Source organism: Thioalkalivibrio sp. ALJ24 (assembly GCF_000377785.1).
Classification (GTDB): domain Bacteria; phylum Pseudomonadota; class Gammaproteobacteria; order Ectothiorhodospirales; family Ectothiorhodospiraceae; genus Thioalkalivibrio.
The window spans coordinates 25,343-45,204 of the sequence record NZ_KB898732.1; the positions used below are offsets into that span (position 1 = coordinate 25,343).

Annotated in this window: 13 protein-coding genes; 9 read left to right on the top strand and 4 right to left on the bottom strand. The window is 64.8% G+C overall.

The window, feature by feature from the left end; genetic code table 11:
- Positions 1-15 precede the first annotated feature (15 nt).
- The gene (locus D571_RS0111740; RefSeq protein WP_051076187.1) at positions 16-1,920 is read left to right on the top strand and encodes a FimV/HubP family polar landmark protein; all 1,905 of its coding nucleotides are present in this window, start codon (positions 16-18) and stop codon (positions 1,918-1,920) included.
- 78 nt (positions 1,921-1,998) lie between these two features.
- Here the strand turns inward: D571_RS0111740 and D571_RS0111745 are convergent, their stop codons facing one another.
- Together D571_RS0111745 and D571_RS0111750 are read right to left on the bottom strand one after the other, a co-directional pair.
- Positions 1,999-3,441 carry a mannose-1-phosphate guanylyltransferase/mannose-6-phosphate isomerase gene (locus D571_RS0111745; protein WP_018936887.1) on the bottom strand — a complete coding sequence of 481 codons (1,443 nt, stop codon included), beginning with the start codon at positions 3,439-3,441 and terminating at the stop codon, positions 1,999-2,001.
- Positions 3,438-4,826, bottom strand: a complete 1,389-nt coding sequence (locus D571_RS0111750) for a phosphomannomutase/phosphoglucomutase (protein ID WP_018936888.1) — start codon at positions 4,824-4,826, stop codon at positions 3,438-3,440. The genes D571_RS0111745 and D571_RS0111750 overlap by 4 nt, the downstream gene beginning before the upstream one ends.
- Before the next feature lie 259 nt (positions 4,827-5,085).
- Between D571_RS0111750 and D571_RS0111755 the strand changes: the two genes are divergently transcribed.
- The 8 genes from D571_RS0111755 (at position 5,086) to pepA (ending at position 16,865) form a co-directional block, all read left to right on the top strand.
- Positions 5,086-5,898, top strand: coding sequence for a YdcF family protein (locus tag D571_RS0111755; protein WP_018936889.1), 813 nt, complete (start codon positions 5,086-5,088; stop codon positions 5,896-5,898).
- Between the two features lie 3 nt (positions 5,899-5,901).
- Entirely contained in the window at positions 5,902-6,885 is a 984-nt protein-coding gene (gene galE, locus D571_RS0111760) for a UDP-glucose 4-epimerase GalE (protein WP_018936890.1), read from the top strand.
- Between the two features lie 204 nt (positions 6,886-7,089).
- The gene (locus D571_RS0111765; RefSeq protein WP_018936891.1) at positions 7,090-7,719 is read left to right on the top strand and encodes an XrtA/PEP-CTERM system exopolysaccharide export protein; all 630 of its coding nucleotides are present in this window, start codon (positions 7,090-7,092) and stop codon (positions 7,717-7,719) included.
- Between the two features lie 76 nt (positions 7,720-7,795).
- Complete coding sequence (locus D571_RS0111770) at positions 7,796-9,193, top strand: TIGR03013 family XrtA/PEP-CTERM system glycosyltransferase (protein WP_018936892.1); 1,398 nt, start codon at positions 7,796-7,798, stop codon at positions 9,191-9,193.
- A 4-nt stretch (positions 9,194-9,197) separates the two neighbouring features.
- Positions 9,198-11,255, top strand: coding sequence for an XrtA/PEP-CTERM system histidine kinase PrsK (gene prsK, locus D571_RS0111775; protein WP_018936893.1), 2,058 nt, complete (start codon positions 9,198-9,200; stop codon positions 11,253-11,255).
- Positions 11,256-11,260: 5 nt separating this feature from the next.
- On the top strand, positions 11,261-12,598 hold the full coding sequence (gene prsR / locus D571_RS0111780; protein ID WP_026287821.1) for a PEP-CTERM-box response regulator transcription factor: 1,338 nt from the start codon (positions 11,261-11,263) through the stop codon (positions 12,596-12,598).
- A gap of 51 nt (positions 12,599-12,649) precedes the next feature.
- Positions 12,650-15,427, top strand: coding sequence for a tetratricopeptide repeat protein (locus tag D571_RS0111785; protein WP_083916902.1), 2,778 nt, complete (start codon positions 12,650-12,652; stop codon positions 15,425-15,427).
- A 586-nt stretch (positions 15,428-16,013) separates the two neighbouring features.
- A complete protein-coding gene (gene pepA / locus D571_RS0111790; protein ID WP_018936896.1) occupies positions 16,014-16,865 on the top strand; it encodes a flocculation-associated PEP-CTERM protein PepA in 852 nt (283 codons plus the stop codon).
- A gap of 289 nt (positions 16,866-17,154) precedes the next feature.
- On the opposite strand, the gene D571_RS14325 is transcribed toward pepA, so the two are convergent.
- Both D571_RS14325 and D571_RS0111800 read right to left on the bottom strand, forming a co-directional pair.
- Positions 17,155-17,379, bottom strand: coding sequence for a hypothetical protein (locus tag D571_RS14325; RefSeq protein WP_156815787.1), 225 nt, complete (start codon positions 17,377-17,379; stop codon positions 17,155-17,157).
- 85 nt (positions 17,380-17,464) lie between these two features.
- A complete protein-coding gene (locus tag D571_RS0111800; protein ID WP_018936898.1) occupies positions 17,465-19,747 on the bottom strand; it encodes an RND family transporter in 2,283 nt (760 codons plus the stop codon).
- Between the last annotated feature and the right edge of the window lie 115 nt (positions 19,748-19,862).

The following is a 19,862-nucleotide window of genomic DNA, read 5'->3' on the forward strand; positions in this document are numbered from 1 at the left end:
GCCGTGGCGCTGGTGGTGGTCTGTGCGTTCGGGGTTGCCGGCACCGCCCATGCAGGTGAGGCCGACGCCGAGTCCTACACGGTGGGCAGCGAGGACACCCTCTGGAGCATCGCCGAACGTCTGCGGCCCGACTCCGGAACCAGCGTGCAGCAGATGATGCTGGCGCTGTTCGAACGCAACCCGCAGGCCTTTGACGGGGCCATGGATCGCATGCGCAGCGGCGCGACGCTGATGGTCCCGGACGCCGAGCAGGTGCAGAGACATGATGCCAAAGACGCCCGCGATCAGGTCGAAGCGACCGGCCCTGATGTCCGGGTCAATGGTGGCAACGACGGGCATCGCGTGCAGGGCGACGAGACTCTGTGGAGCATCGCCAGGCAGCTGCGCCCCAGTGCGGAAGTCCCGATAGACGCGATGGCGCAGGCATTGTTCGAGCACAACCCTCATGCCTTCGATGGCGCCCGGGACCGCATGCTGGCCGGGGCGTTGCTCCGCATCCCGCCGGAATACGCCTCGGAGGAACGCCGCCAGGCCGACGCGTCCGCGAATGTCCCGGCGGAAGTCGCACAGGCCGCACAGGATGACGACTCTTCCGTCTCCGGCGAGGAACGGGAATCCCCGCGCGGCTTCACGTTTGGCGAAGAGCAGCCCGATGCGGACGACGACGCCGATGAACCGTCCGAATGGGATGTGCGCCTGAGAGACGTCCTGGTTGAGGGCGGCGTCCTCGGCACGTCCGACCGGCCGGTGCACACTACCCAGTACGGGCGAGCGATCCTCACTGCCGCGCGGCCGCTGGGTGAAGGCTGGGAACTGCGGCTCGGCGCCCGTGCCGATCTGCAGGCGCAACACGGCAGAGAAGCGCCCAACGACACCCGGCTACGTGCGGATTACCACGAGAACTACCTGCGCTACCGCGGCGATAACACGCGCCTGACTCTCGGTACCCAGCGCATCCTGTGGGGGCAGGTGGATGAGATCCCCCCGACGGATCGCCTGAGTACCAGGGACCTGACCCGCTTCGGACTGGACCCCTACGCGGAGCGGCGCAGGGCCAACCCCGCGATCCGCGCCGAGTGGTTCCAGGGGCCGTGGCAGGCCGATCTGGTATGGCTGCCCGTTTTCCGGCCGGCCGAGATGCCCGATCGTGACAGTCTGTGGCATCCAGTGGACCGTAACCGTGGCCGCCTGCTGGGACTGCCGGAGGATCCCGCGCTGGCGCCGGTCATCCGCGAGGCCGGTCTGGATGACGATGTCTCCGGGGACGGGGGCGGTGGGGTGCGCCTGAGCCGTTCCGGTCGCGGCGCCGATCTGGCTGTCACGGTCCAGCGCGCGCGCCATTCCGAGCCGTACTACCGGTTCGATGACGAGACGCGCGAGGCCCTCCTTGCGGGAACGCCTCCGCAAGACCCCATGCTGGAGAGTGTCCACCCGCGTACCTGGGTCGTAGGCGGCGATGTGGTCTTCGTGGCCGGGGCATGGACCTGGCGGGCGGAGGCTGCCTGGCTGAGCGACGTACCCGTGACGCAGAGCGAGGATCTCCGTCAGACCACGAAAGAGGGCGTTGACTGGGTGGTGGGTGTTGAGGGGTTCCCCGGGGGCGGAGACTTCCGCATGACCACGCAGCTGGCGGGGCAGCACCTGCTCGACGCGAGCGGTGTGCTGGACGTGCGTGAAAGTTATTTCCTCACCGGTGAACTGGAAGCCCCGTTCTCGGCGCACGAATGGCGGGCGCGCATGCGTTATTCTCTGGGGCTGAACCAGCGCGACGCGTACCTGAATCCGGAGATCGCCTGGGTTGCAAACGAGCCCCACGAGCTGTTTGTGGGGGCGCATTGGCTGGACGGCGCCGAGGATACGCCCGGCGGTTTTTACCGGGATAACCGCATGCTGGTTCTGGGCTGGCGAGGGGAGTTCTGATCCTCCTCGGCCATCCTGCCGCCGTTGCTCACGGCGCTGACGGTGGCCTGACCCCCGTCGCGGTCCACGTTTCCGCTATTAACGGCCGTGCGGGTCCTCGATGCGGACGATGTCATCCTCGCCAAGGTAGCTGCCGGACTGGACCTCGATGACTTCCAGCGGGATGTTGCCGGGGTTTTCAAGGCAGTGTTCCCGCCCGATGGGGATGAACGTCGACTCGTTTTCGGTGACCAGGTAGCTTTGCTCACCGTTGGTCACCCGGGCGGTACCGCGCACCACGACCCAGTGTTCGGCTCGATGATGGTGGAGCTGACGGGAGAGTCGCGCCCCGGGTTTCACGGTGATGCGCTTGACCTGGTAGCGGTGACCGCTGTCGATCGCATCGAAACAGCCCCAGGGGCGGTAGACCTCGCGGTGCTGATCGGATTCCGGGCGCCCGCGCGCCTTGAGCTCGTCCACCAGGCGCCGGATCTCCTGAACACGATTGCGGTCGGCGACCAGCACCGCGTCCGCTGTGGCGACAACGATCAGGTTGTCGACCCCGAGACAGGCGACCAGATGGTGGCCGGCATCGACCAGGGTATTGCTCACCTCGTCCAGCAGCACGTCGCCCCGGGTGACATTGCCGGCGGCGTCGTGTTCGCCCGCCTCCCACAGGGCCGACCATGAACCGACGTCACTCCATCCGGCACCAAGCGGCACCACGGCCGCTCGGTGGGTGTTTTCCATGACGGCATAGTCCACGGAGATGTCCGGGCTTCGTTTGAAGGCCTCGCCATCAAGCCGGATGAACGGGTACAGGGCATCGGCTTCGGGCTCGGCCGGTGAAAGGGCTTCGCGGCAGGCGGTCAGGACATCCGGGGCGTGGCGCTCCAGTTCCTCGAGATAGGCGGATGCGCGGAACAGAAACATGCCGCTGTTCCAGAGGTAGTCTCCGCGCGCCAGATACTCGCTGGCGGTCGTGGCATCCGGCTTTTCGACAAAGCGCCGTACGGCATGGCCAACGAGGCGGTCACCCGCGTCGTTCAGCGGGTCGCCCCGCTGGATGTAGCCGTAGCCCGTCTCCGGTTGCGTAGGGACGATGCCGAAGGTCACCAGGTGCCCGCCTTGCGCGAGGGCCACGGCGTCCATGACGGCCGCCTGGAACGCAGGGGTATCGGCGATGGAGTGATCGGCCGCCTGTACCAGCAGCAGGGGGTCGTCGGCATCGCGACTCGCGTGCAGGGCGGCCAGCGCGATGGCTGGGGCCGTATTGCGCCCCTCGGGTTCCAGAATCAGCGGAGCCGCTTCCAGACCGCACTGGCGCATTTGTTCGGCGGCCAGGAAGCGGTGTTCCTCGTTGCAGATCAGCAGCGGCACGGCGTGGTCCAGCCCGGCAAGGCGCCGAACCGTCTGCTGCAGGAGGCTTTCCTCTCCCAGCAGTGGAAGGAACTGCTTCGGGTGCAGGCGGCGCGAAGCCGGCCACAGACGGGTGCCCGAGCCGCCGGCCATGATCACGGGCTGAAGGCGTTCCGGATTCATTGCGACGACTCCCGGATCAGTTGGCTCAGGTTTTCGGTCAGGGTGTGCAGCATCGCGGGATCGCCACGGGTTTCGACGTTCAGGCGCAGGACCGGCTCGGTGTTGGATCCGCGCAGGTTGAAACGCCAGTCGGCGAATTCGACGCTGACGCCGTCGGTGTAGTCGATTGCCGGGGCTGCGTCTGCCCCGTCGCGATAGACCGCCAGGATCCGTTCGATGGTGCCCCCGACGTCGTTGACCGTGAAATTGATTTCGCCGCTGCACGGGAAGGTGGCGATGCGTTCATCGACCAGGCTGGACAATGGCGCGTTGCTGGCGCTGAGGCGTTCGGCGACCAGCAGCCACGGCAGCATGCCGCTGTCGCAGTAGGCAAAGTCCCGAAAATAATGGTGTGCCGACATCTCGCCCCCGTAGAGAGCATTTTCGGCCCGCATCCGTTCTTTCATGAAGGCGTGGCCGGTCTTGTTCTGGATCGGGGTGCCGCCTGCTTCCCGGGTCATCGTGATGGTGTTCCAGGTCAACCGCGGGTCATGGATGATCTTTTCGCCCGGATGATGTTCCAGCAGCTGGGCGGCCAGCAGGCCTACGATGTAGTAGCCTTCGATGAACCGCCCCTGCTCGTCAAAAAGGAAACAGCGGTCAAAATCGCCGTCCCAGGCGACCCCGAAATCGGCCCCGTGTTTGCGTACGGCCTCCGACGTGATCGAGCGCATTTCCGGCAGCAGCGGATTGGGCACGCCGTGCGGGAAGTTGCCGTCCGGTTCCCCCTGGATGGTGATCCATTCGAACGGCAGCTCGGGCTCCAGGGCATCGAGCACCGGGCCGGCGGCTCCGTTGCCGGGGTTGGCGACGATCTTCAGTGGTCGCAGCCGGGAACGGTCAATCGCCTCAAGGAGGCTGGCGATATACGCGCTTTTGTCGGTGTTCCGGGTGTAACGGCCGGGTGCTGCGCCAGTCGGGGGCCGGCTTTCGGGGTCCACTACGGCATCCCGGATGGTGTGCAGGCCGCTGTCGCCACTGATGGGCTCGCTGCCCCGCCCCACCAGCTTCATGCCGTTCCACCCCTTGGGATTATGACTGGCCGTAATCATGATGCCGCCGTCAGTTTCGTGGTGGACGGTGCCGAAATACACCTCTTCAGTGCCGCACAGGCCGATATCGATGACGTCGGCGCCGGCCTCGGTCAGGCCGTGCGCGAGGGCTTCGGACAGCTCCGGGCTCTCCAGCCTCATGTCATGCCCGATCAGGACCGTGCGAGCGTTCCGGGTGGCGACAAAGGCATGGCCGATCCGGCGGGCCATGCCGGCATTCAGATCCTCCGGCACCCGCCCGCGGATGTCGTAGGCCTTGAATGCGGCGGCAGTGTTCTCGGGGCGGGCCGTCATGGAGGTCAGAAATTCACCGATTCGGCAGCGGGATGTATAACGAAGAATAGCAGCTCGGACGGGGCCTGCGGCATCCCTCCCGGGCCCATCCTGCATCCGCCAGGGGCGGGTGGGTCGTGTCCCGCTCAGGGCCCCTGTTGTAGCGCTGACCGTGTTCACCGATGATGGACCCGGAGACGGTGGCGTACCCGTGCCGGCCCGTGGGTTGCCCGCCTGCCTGCGGGCCGCAGGCCGCCATGGCATCGCATGAGGACTCGTGTTGGAATCGATATCGCTTCGTCCGCTGGCCGACTGGCTCTTGCCCCCGGCCGGTCCGCTTCTGCTGCTCCTGGCGGGCCTGCTCCTGGTGCGTTACCGGTTGGGTCGCTGGCTTGCCGTCACCGGCGGGATCCTCCTGTACGCCTTCGCCACTCCGCTGGTCAGTCACGCCATCATCGCGCCTTTGCAGGATCCCTTTGCTCCGCCGTCCGAGGAAGATCTGGAAGCGGCCGAATTCATCGTGGTCCTGGGGGCGGGTTATCGCGCCGGGGCGGTCGAGTTCGGCGGCGAGACGGTCAACGACCTGGCGCTGGAGCGCCTGCGTTATGCCGCGTCCCTGCATCACCGGACCGGGCTCCCGGTGATGGCGACCGGCGGTGCGGCCGAGGATCGGGAGCCCGAAGCCCGATGGATGGCGGAGGTCCTCGAGGAACTGGGCGTGCGTCAGATCGTGCGTGAGTCCCGCGCGCGCGATACGCGGGGGAATGCGCTGTACTCCGCAGAACTTCTGCAGGAGATGGGCGTAGGGGAAGTGTTGCTGGTGACTCATGCCCATCACCTCAGGCGCGCCGTTCCTGCATTCGAGAACACGGGCCTGCGTGTCACGGCCGCCCCCACGGGCGCGTTCGTGCCCTCCAGCGACGGGGTCGGGATCGGTACGCTCCGGCCCACCGCGAGTGCGCTGCGCGTCAGCTGGCTCGCCATGCACGAATACCTCGGTATTTTGTGGTATTTTATGCGGGGCGACCTGGAGCCACCGGGCCACGTGTCGGGGGAGCGGTCGGCCACTTACGACGGAGCGGCTGGAGAATAACGGATGAAGCTCCTGGTGACCGGCGGAGCCGGATATATCGGCAGCCACGCGACGCGCCACCTGGTGGAAGCCGGGCACACCGTGACCGTGTACGACAACCTCAGTACCGGCCATGCCTGGGCGGTCGGTGATGCCGAGCTGGTTGAAGCCGACCTTGCGGACACCCGGACGCTGCGGGCCACGCTGGCGTCCGGCTACGACGGGGTCCTGCATTTTGCCGCGCACACCGTTGTGCCGGAATCCGTGAGCGACCCGCTCAAGTATTACCGCAACAACACCTCCAGTACTCTGGGTCTGCTGCAGGCCTGCGTGGAAACGGGGGTGCGCAATTTCGTGTTCTCCTCCACGGCTGCGGTCTACGGGGTCCCGGCGACGATGTCCGTTGCCGAGGATGCCCCGCTGCAGCCGATCAACCCCTATGGCGCCTCCAAGATGATGTCCGAACGGATGTTGATGGACCTGGGGGCGGCGTCTTCCTTGCGTTACGTCAGCCTGCGTTATTTCAACGTGGCCGGGGCGGCCCCCGACGCGCGGCTGGGGCAGGCGACGCCGGAAGCCACGCACCTGATCAAGGTTGCCTGTCAGGCGGCCACCGGTCAGCGCGACGGGATGGAGGTGTTCGGCACCGATTACGACACCCGCGACGGAACCTGTGAACGGGACTATATTCACGTGGAGGATCTTGCGGCTGCGCACGTCCGTGCAGTGGAACATCTGGCAGGAGCAGGGCGCTCGCAGGTGCTCAACTGTGGTTACGGGCGTGCCTACAGCGTTCTGGAGGTGATCGATGCCGTGAAACGGATCAGCGGCGTGGACTTTCCGGTCACCGTGGGCTCGCGTCGCGAGGGTGACCCGCCGGCTCTGATGGCCGATGCCCGCCGTATCCGCGAGACCCTCTCCTGGGAGCCGCGGTTCGACGATCTCGACGAGATCGTTCGCCACGCACTGGCCTGGGAAGAAAAAGTGGTCGGGGGCCAGCAGGGATGAAGCCTTCCGCACCGCTTGCGGTCGCATGTTTCCGGAATCGTCCGGATCGCGTGGACGCGATGCGCCGTTCAGCGGTACCGTTGCAGGAAAGGGGAAAAGGCCGATGCGGGCGAGAGAGCTTCGTTTCGGGGGCGATCCGCGGTGCAGTCCGGCCTTCTGTCGGTTAACGTATAACGATCTCGACCAGACTCCGGGGGAACCGCGATGTCCTTCTTGTTGCATGCTCCGAAAGCCGGAATCGGCCTGGTGGTGTTCGTCTCCCTGCTGCTGGGAGGCTGCGCCATGACCGATTATCCGGATGCACCTTCCACCGTTGAACGCACGGTTCTCGAGCAATACGTCATCGGCCCGGGCGACTCTCTCCAGGTGGCGGTGCGCAACAATCCGGACTTGTCCACCAGTGTGGGCGTTCGTCCCGACGGGCAGATCACGACACCGCTGGTGGAAGATGTGCAGGCCAGCGGCCTCACCCCGACGGAGCTGGCTCGCGCGATGGAGGAGGAGCTCTCGCGTTATCTGCGTGATCCGATCGTCACGGTCATGGTTACCGGGTTCAGCGGGCCGTACGATCGCCAGGTCCGTGTGATCGGCCAGGCGGCCGAACCCCAGGCCCTGCAGTACCGTGAAGACATGACGGTCATGGATGTGATGATCGCCGTCGGAGGCATTACGGATTTTGCCGCCGGCAACCGCGCCGTGATTGCGCGTCAGGAGGACGGAGAGACCGAGCAGTATCGCGTGCGGCTGGATGACCTGATCAACGGGGGAGATATCTCGGCCAACGTGGATATGCAGCCGGGTGACACGCTGGTGATCCCGGAACGGCGATTCTGACGGCCCGGGCGCGCTGCCATGGTTTTGCAGCTCAGGTGCCGGCCCCGACCATCGAGTAATCGGGGCTGACAGCGCGATGCGACTCTTCGGCCATTACGTGAAGCGGCATGTGCTGCTCGTGGGGTTGACCGAATTGGCCGTCGTTTACCTGTCCCTGAGTCTGCTCCTGCAGTTGCCGCCTTTCCGGCCGGAGGCCTCGAGTGTTCTGGCCTTCGAGCCGGTGGCCGCGTCCGCGGTCTTTCTCCTGGCCCTCCTGCTTGCCGGCCATTACGAGGAAGATCGTCTGGTCACCCGCCATCCCGGGCGGTGTGCGCTCCAGGTGTTCCCGGTGCTGGTGGTCGCGGGGGGTGCCCTCCTGCTCTATGCCATGTTCGTTCCTGCATCCGCATTTACCGTGTTCTATGTGGGGGCCGGAATCCTGACCATCCTGTTGGGGCTGGTGGTCGAACGAACCCTCTGGGCCAGCCTCTCCAGTGCCGATGCGTTCAAGCGCAAGATACTGGTCCTGGGGGTGGGCAGCCGCGCGCGCGAAATCGAACACGTGCATCCCGAGAAAAGCCCCGCGGCGCTGCCGTATCGCCTGCTTGGCTATATCGCCACGCCGGAAGAGAAGGACGACACTTCCGCTAGCCGACTCCCGACACTGCGGCTTGAGGGGGATATCACCCTGCTCGAAATGGCGCGTGACCAGGGTGCGCACGAGATCGTTGTGGCGATCCGCGACAGACGCGGCAACCTGCCGATCAAGCAGTTGCTGGATTGCAAATTGCACGGCATCCGGGTCATGGACCTGACGGCCTTTTTCGAACGGGAGCAGCAGAAGCTTCAGCTCGGTTCCCTGAACGCCAGCTGGCTCGTGTTTGGCGAGGGGTTTCGTCAGGACGGGTTGCGTCAGACGGTGAAACGCAGCTTTGATGTGCTGGCCAGCGGCCTTTTGTTGCTGGTGACGTTGCCGGTGATGCTTCTCACGGCCATTGCCATCAAGCTTGAAAGCCGCGGCCCGGTATTCTACTGGCAGACGCGCGTCGGGCTGGCCAATGAGCCGTTCGAGGTGTGCAAGTTTCGCAGCATGCGCGAGGACGCCGAGGTCGATGGCGTCGCCCGCTGGGCGGCGCAGGACGATGACCGCATTACCCGGGTCGGTCGCATCATCCGGAAGCTGCGCATTGACGAGCTGCCGCAGGTGATCAACGTCTTTCAGGGCACCATGTCGTTCGTCGGCCCCCGACCGGAGCGCCCGATCTTTGTCCGGGAGCTCTCCAGGGAGATTCCGTATTTCGAGGCGCGCCACTCCCTGCGGCCGGGGATCACTGGCTGGGCGCAGGTTCGCTATCCTTACGGTGCGTCCGTCGAGGATGCCCGGGAGAAGCTGCAGTACGACCTGTACTACGTGAAGAACCACACCCTGTTTCTGGACATCGTGATCCTGGTCGAGACCGTCAAGGTCGTGCTGTTTGGTCGTGGGGCCCGATAACACGTTGTTTCCCCTGGCCGCCGCCAGTTACTTCGCCGCGGCCGTTGCCTTCCTGGTGCTCGCGTTTCTTGCCCTGGTGCCCTGGCGCAAGCGGCCGGGCAGCCTGTGGGTGGCGGGTGCATCCACGCTGTCGGTGGCCTGGGCGGTGCACTTCGGCCTGCTTGCGCTGCAGACCGATATCACCCCCATGGCCGGTGGTGCCTTTGAAGTCCTGCGCAATGCGGGCTGGTTCGCACTCCTGCTTGCCCTTCTCGCCGGACGTACCGATTCGGCCGGCCAGTCCTTCGGGCCGTTGCGCACCATCGCCCTGATCACCGCAGCGGTTCTGGTCGTTGCGCTGGTGCTGCTGGTGTTGCCCGAAATGGCGGCACTGGGCCCGTGGCCCGCGATTGCCGTCCTGGCGATGGTGGTTCTGGGACTGGTCCTGGTCGAACAGGTCTACCGCAACACTCCCCCGCAGCGCCGCTGGGAGATCAAGTTCCTGGCTCTGGGGCTGGGGGCGATATTCGCGTTCGATCTGTTCCTGTTTGCGGACCTCGCGCTCTTCCAGGCGGTGGAGAGCCCGGTCTGGCAGGCGCGTGGCCTGGTCAACGCGATCGTGGTTCCGCTGATCGCGATCGCTCTGGCGCGGCGCCCGGTCCGGGATGAGGCACCCACGGTTTCGCGACAGCTGCTGTTTCACGGCGCCGCACTGACCGGTGCCGGCGTGTACCTGCTGGCCGTGGGGGCCGCCGGGTATTACCTGCATAATTTGGGAGGCGAGCTGGGCGCCGTGCTGACCGTGGCATTCCTGTTCGGCGCCGTGGTCCTGCTGGTCGTGATCTTCACCTCGGGCAGTGCCCGCGCAAGGCTGCGCGTGTTCCTGTCCAAGCATTTCTTTCGCGATTCATTCGACTATCGACAGGAGTGGCTGCGTTTCACGGGCACGCTCTCGGCAGAAGACGGCGACATGCCGCTGCGGCAGTGCGCGATCCAGGCGATCGGGGAGCTGGTGGAAAGTCCCGGCGGACTGCTCTGGGTGCGCGAGCGCGACGGGGGATACCGTCTGGACGGTGTGCTCAATCTGGGGGAGCCGGACTATGCGCCGGAAACGGACGAAAGCCCTCTGGTGGAATTTCTCGCCCGGACCGGCTGGGTCATCGATCTCGATGAATTCCGGCGGAATCCGGAAGCCTATCGCTCACTGGAGCTGCCCCGCTGGCTCCGGGACAACCCCCGCCACTGGCTGGTCGTCCCGCTCCTCAAGGGCGATTTGCTGCAGGGCTTCGTGGTGCTGGCGCGCCCTCGCGCGCCGCGCAAGATCGACTGGGAAGAACGGGATCTGCTGAAGACCGCCGGGCGCCAGCTGGCGGTCTATGTGGCACTGGTGCAGACGGACGAGGCGCTGCTCGAGGCGCGCCAGTTCGAGGCGTTCCATCGGCTGTCGGCGTATCTGGTTCATGACCTGAAAAACATCTCGGCCCAGCTGTCGCTGGTGTGTTCCAACGCGGAGCGCCACGCGGACAATCCTGAGTTCGTGCGGGACGCGTTCCGCACCGTGGCCAGCGCCCGCGAGCGCCTGGAGCGGACGCTGCTCCAGCTGCGTCAGCCCCACTCCGCCACGGTCGCCACTCCGCGTACCGTGGATCTGGGACAACTGGCCCGCGAGGTCGTCGATGCCGTGGGTGACCTGAAACCGGAGCCGTCGCTGGAAGTCGAGGGATCCCTGATGGTCCGGGCAGATGAGGAAATCCTGCGCAATGTCTTCATGCATCTGGTCCGGAACGCCCAGGAGGCCACCCCGGATAACGGGCGTATCACGCTGCAGTTGCATGCCGAAGGTCCTTGGGCCAAGGTTCTGGTAGAGGATGACGGTCGCGGGATGGATCAGGATTTTCTGAAGCATCGCCTGTTTCGTCCCTTCCAGACGACCAAGGGCAACGCCGGCATGGGTATCGGACTGTACGAGGCACGCGACCGGATCGTGGCCATGGGTGGTCGCATCGATGTGGAAAGCGAATCGGGCGTGGGGACGCGTTTCACTCTGCGCCTGCCGCTCCAGAGAACCGCGGAGGGGTCGTGAGTTCGTTGCCGAAACTGCTGATCGTGGAAGATGACCCGGGGCTGCGCAGTCAGCTCCGCTGGTGCTTCGATGGTTATGAAGTCCTCGAGGCGGAGGACCGGGCCAGCGCCATTTCTCAGGTCCGTCGCCATGACCCCGGCCTTGTGACGCTGGATCTGGGACTCCCGCCGGATCCGGCAAATGCCTCCGAGGGCCTCGCGCTGCTGGAGGAGATCCTGGTCGAGGCCCCGCAGACCAAGGTCATCGTGGTGACCGGTAACGATGATCGAGACAACGCGCTCAAGGCCGTGTCGCTGGGTGCCTATGACTTCTACATCAAGCCGGTCGATTCGGAACTGCTGCGTCTGATCGTGGACCGGGCGGCCAGGCTCTACGAGCTGGAGGCGGAGAACCGCTCGCTGACCCGCAATTCCCGGAGCCCGCTGGCAGGCCTGATCACCGCCGACCCCGGCATGCTCGAGGTGTGCCGGATGGTGGAACGGGTCGCGCCTTCGGATGCCACGGTGCTCCTGCTGGGTGACAGCGGGACCGGAAAGGAAGTCCTGGCCCGCGCCATCCACGACCTCAGCGACCGATCCGGCGAGCGCTTCGTGGCGATCAACTGCGCGGCCATTCCCGAGAACCTGCTGGAAAGCGAACTGTTCGGTTACGAGAAGGGGGCCTTCACCGGCGCGACCCGACAGACGATCGGCAAGATCGAACACGCCAACAACGGCACCCTGTTCCTGGACGAGATCGGCGACCTGCCGCAAAGCCTGCAGGCCAAACTCCTGCGCTTTCTGCAGGAGCGCAAGATCGAGCGTCTGGGCGGGCGCAGCGAAATCCCGGTGAACGTGCGCATCGTCGGGGCGACCAACCAGGACCTGCAGGCCCGGATCCGCGAGGGCCATTTCCGCGAAGACCTCTACTACCGTATCTCCGAGATCTCGATTGACATCCCGCCCCTGAAAGAGCGCCAGGGTGATCCGAGCCTGATCGCCCACGCCCTGGTGGAGCGGTTTGCGCGCGAGCAGCGCAAGTCTCTGCGCGGGTTCACCCGGGATGCCGCCGACGCGATCGAATCGTATGAATGGCCGGGGAACGTCCGCGAGATGGAGAACGTGATTCGGCGCGCAGTGATCATGGCGGACGGTCCACGCCTCACCGCGCGCGATCTTGGCCTGGAGCGCCTGACCGAGGAGGCGCCTTCTCCTCGCCTGAGGGAGGTACGGGACAACGCCGAACGGGAGGCCGTCCTGCGCGCGATGGCACGCTGCAACCACAACGTTTCACAGGCGGCCGACCTGTTGGGGATTACCCGGCCAACGCTGTACAACCTGATGGACAAGTTTGGGCTTAAATGATTTCGGATGGGTCTGCTACCCGGAGAGGGTGGCAGCCGAGTGAGGTAGACCATGAAACGCTTCAGGGTAAGGAACGGGTTCCCAATTCGGCGCGGAGTGCGGGCTCTGTCCGTGGGCGTTGTCGCGCTGATGGTCGGGGGCTGCGACGGCCTGTTATCCACCGATGAACAGGAGTATATGGCACGCGGCGTCGACTACTACCAAGACGGGCGGCTGAACGAGAGCATCATCGAATTCCGTAATGCGCTGCAGGAAAACCCCGACAATGCCCGGGCCCGCTTTTACCTCGGCATTGCGCGAATCGATGCGGGTGACTACCCGACTGCCCGCCGCGACCTGGAGCGAGCGAAGAGTCTGGGCTACAGCCACGACGAGCTTGCGCTGCCCCTGGCGCAGGCGCGCTGGATGGGAGGGGAGGACGAAGGTGTCCTGGCCATCGAGCTGCCGCAAGAACTTGGTCAGACGGAGACGGCCGAATTGCATGCGCTGCGGGGCCGGGCCGCGCTACGCAAGGGGGATATGGAGCTTGCGCGGGAAGAATACCGCAAGGCACTTGCGGCCGACCCCGGGGCGGCCAATGCCCGGTTTGGCCAGGTGTTGCTGGCCCGCGCGGATAACGACGCCGAGCGCATGCGCGAATGGGTGGAGCGGACGCTATCAGCCGACGAGAACCACGCCGAGGCCTGGCGCACGCGCGCGATGCTCGACCACACGCAGGGGCGAAATGACGATGCCGAGGAGGCGCTCACGCATGCGATCGAGGCATTAGCGACGCCGGCGCCAAGGGACCTTTATCGCCGGGCCATGTTGCGACTGCAGCGCGATGCCGTGGATGAGGCGCGAGAGGATGCTGAGCGCCTGGCCCGTTTGGCGCCCGACTTTGCGGGCGGGCATTACGCCCTCGGGCTGGCGTACATGCACGAAGGCGACGCACGCTCGGCGCAGGCCGCCATGGAAGACGCGGTTGCCCGTGATGACCGCTTCTCGCCCGCGCGGTTGATGCTGGGCGTGATCCACGGCGATGCGGGGCGCCACGACCAGGCGCGCCATCAGCTCGAACGTTACCGCGTGCTGGAGCCGGAGGAGGCTGTCGGCTCACTCATGCTGGCTGTGCTGGAAATGCGAGCCGGCAACCATGACTCCGCTAAAGAAAAGCTGGACGCCCATGTGCCGCGCTTTCCAGCGGATCGCCTTGCGGTTTCTCTCCGTGAGTCCTTGGACCGTGGTGATGAAGCCACACCAGAGATGACTCGCGTCGCCTTCTCCATGATGCGAGATGACGATGGGTCCCCCATGGCCGCCGCGATCAGTGACGAGAGCCTCGTCTTGGAGGCAACTGAACATGATGCCGAGCCGAGCGAAGAGGAACTCGGAGCGGTGCGCTCTGCCTTGGCGGAGGGGCAGTATCATGACGCATTGCAGCTGGCGAAAGCGCTGATCGACGAATATCCCGATTCGGGCGCGCTATACAACCTTAAGGCGGGGGCACATATCGCACTCGGTGATACACGGGACGGGATTCAAGCGCTTGTGCGCGGGATTGATTTGGATCCTGGCTACGTTCCAGCGGTTCATTACCTCGCCCAGCTGCTCATTCGCGAGGGGCGAGAGGACTCCGCCCTGGCTGTGTACCGGCGTGCGCACGATGCCAATCCGGAGGAATTGGGGGTCACCTTGCGACTCGCTCGGCTTGAGGAGAGCGTCGGCAACAGCAGCGAGTCCAGGCGTCTCGTGCGTGAAGCCATGGAGCAACACCCGGACGCGCTCCCGCCGCGGCTAATACATGCACGCCTCATGGTGGCGGAGGGCAATCCGGAGGACGCTCTGGCGACGCTCGAGTCGATACTGGACGCGCATGCCGATAACCCGGATGTGCTCCTCGTCCAGGCCGCGGCGCTTGAATCCTTGGGCGAGCACGCGCAGGCGCGGACACCTTGGGAGAGGCTCGTAGAACTCCAGCCCGACGACGCCCGACTGCGAATGCGGCTCGCAGAGAACCAGGTACGGCTGGAGGATTATGCATCGGCGCGGGAAACCCTGCGCCGCGCATCCGAACTCGAACCTCAGGCGCTTGAACCGCGCATCTTACTGGTGCGCGCCTACCGGCTGGAGCAGGAATATGAGTCCGCCATGGCAGAATACCGCACGCTGCTGGAGGACTTCGAGCCCAGGCGGGACGTGCTCAATGAGGGGGCTAATCTCGCCCTGGCACAAGGGAATCTCGACGACGCCATCGAGCGACTGCGAGAGGCGCAGCGCGTCGACCCCTCGGAGCGCGGCGCACTTGCTCTGGCGGAGGTACACCGGCGCGCCGATAGCGATGCGGATGCCCTTGCAGTACTTGAAGAGTGGTATGGGGGCGCAGATGAGCCCATGAGTTATGCCGGCCGGCACACCTTGGCGGCGCTGCACATCGCTGAAGGCAACGACGCCGAAGCGGTGTCACTGTACGAGCACATGCTCCAAGACAACCCCGATGATGTCTTGATGCTTAACAACCTGGCATGGCTGCTACGGGAGACGAGCCCCAGGCGAGCCGTCAGCCTGGCTGAGCGTGCTCGCGACCAGGCACCTGCCTCCGCGGACGTCCAGCATACGCTGGGTACCGCTCTGGCCAATGCTGGCGAGCACGCCCGAGCCCTGGAGGCCATGGAGAAGGCTGTCGAACTGAATCCCAGGCCGGAGTTTCGTCTCGCGCTCGCCGAGGCGCACATACAGGTAGATCAGACCGAGGAGGCGCGCTCAATCCTGACGGAACTGAGCGATTTGGACGACTTCGTCGACGTCGATCGGGCACGGGGTCTAATGGAGGAATTGTCACAGGAGTAAAGGCCTCTGGTCCCGTCGTTCGTGTACTTGGTTGCGGGCGGACGTGGTCGCGGGTCGGGGCAACGTCGGGAAACTTTACATCGGCAGTCTCGTGACCCAGCGCACAGAAGAATTAACCGTTTGGCCGATACCGCGCCTGTCAGGCCTAGCCAGGCTACTAGGCCTGACAAGCCAGCCCGCGTGATGGACGTTATTTGCCAACTGTCTGCCGCCCTGTCCCCATAAGAAGCCGCTACCTTGGAGCCGGAGGCCAAGCACCGTCATGACCTCCCGGTTAATGCACCGACCCTGCTGCTACCCAGTCTGGGAGCTTGACGCCGCCGAAAACCCTGTATTTGCCGTTGGCGTTGGCCATCGGCGCTGATGTCTCCTCCCGCCCCGTGACCGACGAAGAAGCCGTTGTGGACTGTCAGGGGACTTTACACGTGCGCATCTCCCGACTCGGGGGGGGGCACGGACGGCCGGGGTCTTCTCTCTCCTAGTCAATGGCTTACAACTATTATTGCGGGATTGGCAAGGTGTTTGCTAATCCACTCATACAGGTAGGACGTACAGTCTTCACCCACAGATCTGGGAGGATCAAGAGATGACCAAGAAGATGACAATGGCCGCCACCGGGGTGGCTCTACTTTTGGGGCTTTCTGCATCTAATGCGCTCGCCGGAAGCAAAGAGTTTGACGTGGATGCGAACCTGCTAGGTGAAGATGTTCAGTTCACGGCCGACGAAATCACCGGAAGTTGGAGCACGGACCTCGACCAAACCTTTGATGGCGCGGGCGTTACCACGCAGGGCTCGGGCTGGCTCAACTTCGGCACATTTAAACTCGCCGATACCGAGCTTGATTTTGACGTCACCAAACTCGCGTCTCGGGCCTCAGACACCACCTACGACCTCTGGGTGGAATATAGTTACACTGCATCCGGTGATCTTGACGGTCAAACTATTGATGAGTTGTCGTACTCGATGTGGGGGTTCAATCGGCCAGATGATGGGTCTGGGGAGCGACTGGAAACCACGTCCGCTGACCTTGACAATGGCACGTTGATAGGAGCGACGACCAACTCAGACGACCTCGACTCAGGCCGCCTCTTTGAACTCGCCTTTGGCGGAATTGGTGGGCCTGAAGAGTTCTCTGGCTTTGGGAACCTTTTCGGTGGGTTGGATGATGCGTTTTTGTCGGCAACCGCCGAGTTCATCCTCACCGAGTATGGCGAACAGTTCTTCGTCTCGCCACGCCCGTTCTTCGACTTTGCGTTCGTCACCGAGAGTGCGCAAGACCCGGAGTTTAACGGCGAAATCGGCGAAGATCGGCAGGGTTTCGTCGGTGGCAGTGGTGAGTTCAGCTACACGGCCGTGCCAGAGCCTGCGACTCTGGCGCTGATGGGCTTCGGGCTTCTTGGCCTGGGTCTGATGATCGCGCGTCGCCGCGTGGGCTAGCACTAGCCGACGCCAGGGGTTTAGGACCTCTGGCATCGAGGCACCACAAGGTGGGTCACTGGAACGGACGGTGACCCACCTTTTTTCGTGCCATTCCCCTCTCGCTACCAAAGTACCTTCGAAGACAGCCGCATGACGACGCGTCAAGGCTAGTCAGAGGTCGCTATTCCCAAGGAACACCCCAATCAATAAGCAGCCAACGTCATCAACCACCCTGTTGCGCCCGAGATCAGCGTTCAATTGATCGTTGGCACCACGGACATCCCGGTGAACCGATGGGCACGCCTGATCAAGGCAGGTTATAACGACCTGGCGCAATGAGGTTATCCGGATCAAGTTCATTCTTGAGTTGCCGGATCTTCTGCCAGTAGCCATCGCCCGGATCCACGATCCGGCGCATCATGTCGCTTCGTGCTCGGTAGGGCGAGAGGCGCTCTCCCATGACATCGTCCAGCAGTGCGTCGGCACAGGCATGCGCCCGCTCCACCTCATCGGCGTGAGCCCGGTCAAACAAGAGTCGGCGGCAACCTTCGACGCAATGCGCAACAGCTTGTCCACCGTTTTGGGCAAGGTCGGCTTTTTGTGATCTCGGATGCCCGTCAATTCTGCGCTTGTGTGAGTCTCGCGCGGAACCAAGCCATCCGAAGGCGATCCCAGACAACAAACATCGCGGGCAGCACCAGGAGGTCGAAGACCAGGGCGACCACCAGGCCAAAGGCGGTCAGCCACCCGAATGCGGCTGTCGGGTGGAAATCCGACAGCGTCAGCAGTAAAAACTGGCCGACCAGCACAAGGGTGGTCGCGGTGACGGCACGCCCGGTACGCCTAAAGGTCCGCGCCAATGCCCAGGTCACCGGGCTACCCGCCCGACGGCGGCGCAGATAGTCGTGCAGGATGTGGATGGTGTCATCCACGGCGATGCCGATCGCGACACTCGCGATCATGGCGGTTGCCATGTCCAGCCAGATGCCGAGCACGCCCATCATGGCGAAGATCATCGCCACCGGCGCCACGTTCGGGATAATGCTCAGGGCGGCGACCGGGACCGAACGCCACATCAGCAGCATCAGCACGGACAAGAGCGCTACTACAACCAGCAGGCTGTGGAGCTGGCCCTGAATCAGCAACCGTTCCTGGTCGGCGAAGAGTCGCCCCATCCCCGCGATATCCCACTTCAGGTCGGCGGGGGGCTCCGCCCGCAGGTGCTCCCTCAGGTCGGCCATCAGGGCATTGAGCTCGGCTGCGCCGGTGACGTTCAGGTTGAGTAGCAATCGACTGCGGCTGAAATCCCGATCCACGACGTCCCACAGATCCTGCCCGTCATAGATGAACAGGTATTGCGCGATCAGCGGCTCGCTGTCGGGCAAGGTTCGGTAATCCGGATCCTCCTCGTTGAAGGCCCAGTGCATCTCCGCGACCAGGTCGGGCAACGAAAGGCTGTGGTCCACCTCGGGCCGGGAATCGGCCCAGTCCTGCACCGCGTGGATCGCCTGCAGCCGCTCGGGGGCCGTCAGGCTGTCCCAGTCGGGGCCGTCAAAGACCACCTCCATGGCCATCACGCCGGCGAGGTGCGACTCGACCTGCCGGGTGGCCTGGATGATCTCGTGCTTTTCGTCGAAGAAGGCGTAAAGATCGGTTTCCACTTCGACGTGGCGGATCTGCGGGATGGCCAGGGCGAACAGCAGCACCGCCGCGGCGACCACCCACCCTGCCCGGCGCATCGCCAGGTGGGCGGAGAACCGCAGGGCCCGGTCCAGTTGCCGCATGCCACGGCGCTGGCCCGTCCACGGCCCGCGGTCGTAGTGGGCCAGGAGCGTCGGCAACAACACCAGTACACAGACCGCTGCGAGCAGGACGCCGACTGCGGACACCTGACCAAATGTCTCGATGGGGCGGATCGGGCTGACGCTCAGCGAGGCAAGGCCGGCTGCGGTCGTCAGGGCCATGAACAGGGTGGGGCGCGCCACTGCCTGCAGCGCGGCCTCCACTCGGGCACGCCCGTGGCAACCGCGTTGTGCGGCGTGCAGGACGGCATTGAAGAAATGCATCATCATCGCCACCGTCAGCGCGGTCAGCAGCGGCGGCATGATCGCGGTGACCAGGGTAAACGGCTTGCCGGTGAGCACCAGCAGGGCCAGGGCGGAACCGGTCACGGCACTGATGGTGGCGGCCGCCAGACCCACGACCAGCCAGCGGCGGAACAGCCACCACAGCAGCAACAAGCCAATACCCATGGTGCCCGGCACCAGCAGGGCGAGATCGCCGATCATCGCGCGCAGTTGGGCTACGTCCAGGGCCACGTGCCCGGCCACGGCGGTCAGTTCGCCTTCCAGTCCGTGGTCCGCGATGGAGTGGCGGAGGAGGCGTTCCAGCTCCAGGCGCTGCAGGCTGTCTTCCAGCACATGAGGGCGCACCACCAGCGCGGTGGCGTCTCCGGTCTCGGAGACGATGAGCCCCGGGGCGAAGGTATCGCCCAGGGCCCGCTCCCGCCAGCCCGAGGCGTCCAGCCGCTTGAGGTCGCCGGCGTCGACCAGCGGCTCCACCGCAAAACCGTCGTGCGTGGCGCGGATATGGTCCGTGCTGGTCAGGCCCAGCACCCGCTCCACTCGATCGTCACCCTCCAGGGCCTCGGTCAGCGCGTTGAGCCGGGTCAGAAAGTCGGCCTCGAAGACCTGCTCGCCCTCGAACAAGGCCACCAGCACCTCGTCCTGAGGGAAGGTCTCGCGCAGTTCGTTCTCCAGCAAGACCGCCGGAGCATCCTCGGGTACATAGGTCTCGGGGGCGTTGTCCAGGTTGATCTGGAGCAGTACGGGCCCGGGAAGCAGGATCAGGAGCGCAAGAAGCGCCAGGGCAAGCCGCGGATGCCGCAGCATCCAGCGCATCAGAACTGCCCTCGCCAGCCGAAAACCAGCATGCGCTTGCCCTGATGAAACCCGCCGGGCCTGGTATCGGCGCCATGCACCCAGTGAACGCCCGCGTAGAGTTCATGGGGCTCGC